Source organism: Candidatus Hepatincolaceae symbiont of Strigamia maritima, from assembly GCF_055505085.1.
The window spans coordinates 1-6589 of the sequence record NZ_DBKDTU010000190.1; the positions used below are offsets into that span (position 1 = coordinate 1).

The 6589-nt window shown below is 30.9% G+C and carries 6 protein-coding genes; all 6 read left to right on the forward strand.

Features of this window, described 5'->3' with window-relative positions; all coding sequences use genetic code 11:
- Nucleotides 1-1014: 1014 nt before the first annotated feature.
- The 6 genes from ACQCX0_RS05110 (at nt 1015) to ACQCX0_RS05135 (ending at nt 6502) form a co-directional block, all read left to right on the forward strand.
- Nucleotides 1015-2172: an ATP-grasp domain-containing protein gene (locus tag ACQCX0_RS05110; protein ID WP_462563089.1), complete on the forward strand. Its 1158-nt coding sequence runs from the start codon at nt 1015-1017 to the stop codon at nt 2170-2172.
- 15 nt (nt 2173-2187) lie between these two features.
- Nucleotides 2188-3054: a succinate--CoA ligase subunit alpha gene (locus ACQCX0_RS05115; protein ID WP_462563090.1), complete on the forward strand. Its 867-nt coding sequence runs from the start codon at nt 2188-2190 to the stop codon at nt 3052-3054.
- Nucleotides 3055-3185: 131 nt separating this feature from the next.
- Complete coding sequence (locus ACQCX0_RS05120; RefSeq protein ID WP_462563091.1) at nt 3186-3383, forward strand: hypothetical protein; 198 nt, start codon at nt 3186-3188, stop codon at nt 3381-3383.
- Between the two features lie 4 nt (nt 3384-3387).
- A complete protein-coding gene (locus ACQCX0_RS05125) occupies nt 3388-4938 on the forward strand; it encodes a cytochrome ubiquinol oxidase subunit I (protein ID WP_462563092.1) in 1551 nt (516 codons plus the stop codon).
- Between the two features lie 19 nt (nt 4939-4957).
- On the forward strand, nt 4958-6094 hold the full coding sequence (gene cydB / locus ACQCX0_RS05130; protein ID WP_462563093.1) for a cytochrome d ubiquinol oxidase subunit II: 1137 nt from the start codon (nt 4958-4960) through the stop codon (nt 6092-6094).
- 162 nt (nt 6095-6256) lie between these two features.
- Nucleotides 6257-6502, forward strand: coding sequence for a cyd operon YbgE family protein (locus ACQCX0_RS05135; RefSeq protein WP_462563094.1), 246 nt, complete (start codon nt 6257-6259; stop codon nt 6500-6502).
- Nucleotides 6503-6589: the final 87 nt, after the last annotated feature.

The following is a 6589-nucleotide window of genomic DNA, read 5'->3' on the forward strand; positions in this document are numbered from 1 at the left end:
TCTACACTCTTTCCCTACACGACGCTCTTCCGATCTCTATGCAATAGCATCGGCTGCTTCAATTGGAAAAGAAGTAGCTTTTGGGGATAATATGGTACTAAAGGTTGAAAATATTGAAGCTTTTGATTTCTCACAGGTAGATATAGTTTTAGCTTCTGCCGGAGCAGGAATATCTAAAAAATTTATGCCGATGGCTGTAAAAAGCGGAGCTATAGTAATTGATAATACTTCTTTTTTTAGAATGGATCCAGATATACCATTGATTATTCCGGAAGTAAACCCTCAGGATCTTGCTAAATATACTAATAAAGGAATAATTGCTAATCCTAATTGCTCAACTATAGGGTTAGTAGTACCCTTAGCAGCAATGCATAAGAAGTATCAAATTAAACGTATAGTTGTGGCTACTTATCAGTCTGTATCTGGGGCAGGTAGTGAGGCTATGGATGAGTTATTTCACCAAACTAAAAGTATTTATATACAGCAAAATCCCCTAAGTCATAAAATTTTTTTTACTAAGCAAATAGCTTTTAACTTAATTCCGCATATTGATATTTTCATGAAAGACGGGAGTACTAAAGAAGAATGGAAAATGATAACAGAAACTCAAAAAATTCTTGATTCCAAAATTAAGCTTGCGGTTACTTGTGTTAGAGTTCCAGTTTTTATAGGGCATTCTTTAGCTGTAAATGTAGAGTTTGCAAAACCTATTACTGAACATGTTGCTCGAGAAATTTTAAAAACCACAGCCGGAGTATCAGTTGTAGATTTTAGGCAGAATGAAGGGTATGTAACACCTTTAGAGGTTGCAGGAGAAGATAATATTTATGTTAGCAGAATTAGAGAAGATAGTTCCTTAAAAAATACCTTAAATATGTGGGTAGTTATAGATAATCTTAGAAAAGGAGGAGCCCTAAATGCAGTACAAATAGCAGAAGAATTAGTTAAAATTCGGAAACAATCATAAAAATATAAAATAAAAATTACATATAATAGTTAACAAGAAGAGAAAAAATGTATTTAGATAGTTATCATATTAAATCCTTACTCAAGCGTTATAAGGTACCTTCTTTAGAAGGTAGGGTAATTTTTAATCCTGAGCAAAAGCATAGGATTAGAAGTTTTATAAAAGATGCTGAACAATGGGTGATTACACCTATTTTTGATGGTAGTAATTTAAATAGTAAGAAATTAGCAACAGTAGTTGCGGATAAAGATTTAGAAACCAGTATTGATAATATCTTTAAAACTATTGCAGAGTCAGAAGATACAAATATAAAAGCAGTGAAGTTATATGTAGAAAAACTTCCTAATGCTCAGAATAAATTATCTTTAAAATTTTTTATTGATAGAAATTATGCCCAAATAATTCTAATGGTTAGTAACAAAAGTTTAACAGCAGAAACTATAAAAGAAGAGGATACTATAGCTATAAAAATTGATTATTATTTAGGGATTCAAGCGTGGCAAATTAAACAAGTTTTAAAAAAATTTAATATTACTCATACTAAACAGGCGTTTGTTGACTTTGTAGCTAATTTATATAAATTTTTTATAGCAGTTGATGCCTCCCTACTTGATGTATATGAAATCATAAAAACTGAAGACAAATTTTTTATTAAAGATGCTAATATTATTATTGATGATAGTTCTGCAAAAAATAATCCTTTAGTAAAAACTTTATTACATACCTATGGTGCAAATGAGCAGAGTAAAATCAGTGCTATTAGGCAATCTTTAGGATTTAATCAATTAAATATAGATAATCCTCTTAGTGTAATCTTTAACGGGAGCGATTTAGGTCTTGCTATATACGATGTTTTAGTAAAAGAAAAATTACAAATTAATCAATTAGTTGATGTTTCGGTTGTAGCTGATATTGATAAAATTAAAGAGGCTTTTTCAATAATTCATTTTAATAAAAAAATGCAGGTAATTCTTTTGATAATAGTGGGTTCAGTACTTGATAGCAAAGTTTATTTAGAGCATATAAGAGATTTTATTCAACAATATAGAATAAAAGTTCCGGTAGTATTACTTGGAAATACAGAGGTATTTCTAGAATTACAGGAGCAAGATCTTAACAATCAAGAAATTTATAATAATATGTTTGTTTATGATGAAATTAGTTTAGCCATAGAACAAGCTAAAACAATAATAAAGGTATCATAGAAAATGGGAGTTTTATTGCATAAAGAGAGTAAAATTGTGTATCAAGGTGTAGCAACTCAAAAAGCACAATTTTATATACAACAGATGATAGAAGGAGGTACTAATTTAGTAGGTTCCGTACTTTATGATGAAGGCGTCATATCTGTAAAAAAATTTTTTTCTATAGAGCAAATAAAAGAAGAAACCTATATTGATGCCTCTATTATTTATGCTCAGAGTGAAATAGCCGTTGATTGTATTTTAGAAGCGGTATCACAAGAAGTACCTTTAGTAATTTGTACCACTATGGATATGAGAATTAATGATGTAATTAAAATAAAAAGAATTGTAAAAAACTCTAAAACTAAATTGCTTGGTCCTGGTTCTTTAGGGATTATTAATCCTGGGATGTGTAGTATAGGGTTAATGAATCCTAATTATTTTCAGTCTGGTAATATTACCATACTCGGTAGAACCGGTGCATTAATTTATGAGTCCGCAAAACAGCTTAATAAATTTAAATTGGGGCAGAGATTGTGTCTTAGTATTGGCGGAGATGCTATTGTAGGAATGTCTTTTTTACAAGTATTAAAGGAAATAGCTAAAGATACACAAACAAAAGCTGTATTATTATTAGGAGAAATTGGCGGAGACTTAGAAGAAGAAGCACTTGAAGTATTACAAGAACTGGCTAAAACTAAAAAAATCTTTGCCTATTTCCCAGGAGAAGAGGTTTTTGAAGAGGAAAAGTTTGGGTTATCAGCAGGAGCAGTAATTTCAGCAAACAAAGGAACCTCAAAGAATAAAATTGCATTATTTGAACTGGCAAATATAAAAGTTATAGATTCTATATTCAATATTGGGCAGGAAATATATAACTTTCATAAAAAAAATATTCTATAGTATCTTATCCATACAATAGATTTATATATTTATACAATATAAGATAAAATTAATTAATAGATACATGTGACTTTATTGGGTTGACAATCTGATTAAAAATATATTATCTTTATTAAAATACTAGGTTTTATATGCAACACAATAAAGATAGTCATACCTTTATAATAAGCTTATTTCGGAATAAGGTATTTAAACAGATGTTTATTGTTATTATCTTAAAAGTTATTGCCTTAACTATATTATTTATCTATTTTTTTAGTCCGCAGTATAGGATAAAAGTGGATGCAAATAAATTAGAGCAACAAATAGGAATCAAGAAAGAGAGGTAACCGTATGCTAGAAAGTTTAGGACTCGACACGGTAATTTTATCAAGATTACAATTTGCATATACAATATTTATTCATTTTATATTCGTACCTTTAACCTTAGGTTTATCCTTAATCATGGCTATTATGGAAACTATTTATGTAAGAACAGGTAAAGAAATTTATAAAGATATGGTGAAATTCTGGGGATTAATTTTCGGGATTAATTTTGCTATGGGAGTTGCCACAGGAATTCCTATGGAATTTCAATTCGGTACTAATTGGGCTTATTATTCACATTATGTAGGCGATGTATTTGGGGCACCTTTAGCACTTGAAGGTTTAATGGCATTTTTTCTAGAGGCAACTTTTATTGGGTTATTCTTTTTCGGCTGGGATAAACTCTCAAAAGTAAAACATTGTATGGTAACTTGGTTAGTATTTTTAGGGACAAGTTTTTCGGGATTATGGATTTTAATTGCTAATGGGTGGATGCAAAATCCTGTAGGCTCTTATTTCAATTACGAAACTATGCGTATGGAAGTAACTAGTTTTAGTGAATTAATCTTTAATCCGGCAGCTCAAACTACATTTTTTCATACTTTAACCGCAAGTTATAGTTTGGGGGCAATGTTTGTAGTTGCGATTAGTTCTTTCTATCTTTTAAAGAAGCGAAATATTTTATTTGCTAAAACCTCAATTCTCATTGCCTCAGTAGTAGGTTTAATCTCAGTATTACTCACTGCTATTAGTGGTGATATGAAGGGAATTTTATTAAAAGATATTCAACCTACGAAACTTGCGGCATTTGAGGCTATGTGGGAAACCGAAGAAGCTCCTGCGGGGTTTCATGTAATTGCCCTTCCTAACTTTGCAGAAAAAAAGAACGACTTTGAAATTACTATACCTGGGGTGTTAGGGTTAATTATGACTCATTCTACTACGGAGAAGTTATTTGGGATCAAGGATATAATTAAACAGAATGAGCAAAAAATCAGAAGTGGGATTATAGCACATAAGGCTTTAATTCTTCTTAAGAAAGATAAGAATAATGAGGTTGCCAATGCAGAATTTCAGGCAAATGTAAAAAATTTAGGATATAGTTTACTCCTTAAGAAGTTTATCCCTGATATTAGTAAAGCAACTGATGCAGACATACAAGCCGCTGCAGAATTTACTATTCCAACAGTCTTGCCATTATTTTTAGCTTTTAGAATCATGGTAGGGTTGGGGTTTTTATTTATTGCCTATTTTGCAATCGTATTAATTAAATCTTATAAAAATACTATTATGAATGCCAGATGGGTACTAATAAGTTCATTAATTATGTTACCACTGCCGTGGATTGCTATTTATGCAGGATGGTTTGTTACGGAATATGGGAGGCAACCGTGGGTTATTCAGGGAGTATTACCGACTTTTCTGGGAGCTTCTAATATTCCGGCAGTACATGTAGGTTTTTCATTATTAGGGTTTGTTGTGGTTTATAGTGCTTTAGTGGCAGTAGATTTTTATTTAATGGTAAAATATATTAAAATAGGTCCCGATGGTACTAAAAATAAAAACCATGCATATTAACCTTTAAGGAGAAAAGATTATGTTCGATTATGAAACCTTAAGAATATTGTGGTGGATATTACTAGGAATACTATTAATCGGGTTTGCGATTATGGATGGTTTTGATTTAGGAGTAACCACCCTATTAAACTTTATTACAACAACTGATACCGAGAAAAGAATAGTTATAAATACCATAGGTCCTTTTTGGGAAGGGAATCAGGTATGGCTTATTGTAGGGGGAGGGGCTCTGTTTGCAGCATGGCCGTATGTTTATGCGGTGAGTTTTTCAGGGTTTTATATTGCCATGTTTTTATTATTAGTTGCTCTAATTTTAAGGCCGGTTGCTTTTAAATATAGAAGTAAGGTAGATAATGTTATTTGGAAAAGATTTTGGGATTACTGTCATTTTTTCAGTGGTTTCGTTCCGGCATTAGTGTGCGGGATAGCTATGGGGAATGTGATTTTAGGAGTTCCTTTTACCTTTGATAAGGATACTTTAGAGATTACATATTCAGGAAATTTTTTTAATTTATTTAATCCATATGCTTTATTTATAGGAGTAATTAGTGTAGTAATGTTAATAATGCACGGTGGGGTTTATACGGCTCTTAAAACTGAAGATCCCATCTCTCAGAGGGCTGAGAATATTGCTATTAAAGCTGCATTACTCTTAATAGTTTTATATATTACAGCGAGTGTTTGGACTTTTAATATAAACGGCTATAAAATAGTAAGCCAAATTAATACTAGTGGTCCTTCTAATCCTATTTATAAAGAGGCAATCATTGAAGCCGGAGCATGGGGATTTAATTTTAATAATATGCTTTGGGTATGGATAGCTCCTATTTTAGTAATTATAGGTTCCTTAACTACTATTTTATTGCTTAAGGTTAAGAAATACGGTAGAGCCTTTATTACCAGTGCAACTGCAGTGTTTGGGGTAGTAGCAACTGTTGGGGTGGGAATATTTCCTTTTATTTTACCATCAAGTTCAAATCCTAGTCATAGTTTAACTGTTTGGGATGCCTCATCTTCACGTGCTACACTAGAATTTATGTTATTTTCCACAGCTATTTTTATACCGCTGATTATTTTTTATACCTCTTGGGTATTTAGAGTATTACGAGGAAAGGTAACTGCTAAAGATGTTAGAGATAATACAAGTTCATATTAAAATAAGGCTAAAAAAATGATATATTTATTCCTGTTAGTTTCAGTAATAGCGATTACGGTTATTTGCGTAATAATTGCAGAACATAAAGTCTTCGATGATGTATAATTTTAATTAAAAAAGTAATCTGAGATAGTAAAGGTTAACGTTACAGTGCTTAATCCCGTGCTACGAAATCTAGCTTTAATAATTGCTATAAGTCTTGTAAGTTTAGTATGGCTGTATCCGTATTTCTTTAGTGATATTACAGGGATTAAACATTTTTATGCTACCTTACTATTTTTTGGGATATGTTGTTTATTTATTTATGGCTTTGGTTTTGCTCCAGAATCCAAGATAAATAAATTTTTATTCGGACCATACTTTGCATATACTCTAACAATTATTAGTTTCTTTTTATTGATAAAATAAATTATTAATAAAACTAAAATTTTTAATAATTGTTTAATAGTCTTTTAAAAACTTATTACTTGCCTATATAATGAATCGCCTTACAAT

Coding starts and splice junctions, on each gene's coding strand:
- ACQCX0_RS05125 (WP_462563092.1), top strand. CDS start 3,388: ATGCTAGAAAGTTTAGGACTCGACACGGTAATTTTATCAAGATTACAA.
- ACQCX0_RS05110 (WP_462563089.1), top strand. CDS start 1,015: ATGTATTTAGATAGTTATCATATTAAATCCTTACTCAAGCGTTATAAG.
- cydB (WP_462563093.1), top strand. CDS start 4,958: ATGTTCGATTATGAAACCTTAAGAATATTGTGGTGGATATTACTAGGA.
- ACQCX0_RS05120 (WP_462563091.1), top strand. CDS start 3,186: ATGCAACACAATAAAGATAGTCATACCTTTATAATAAGCTTATTTCGG.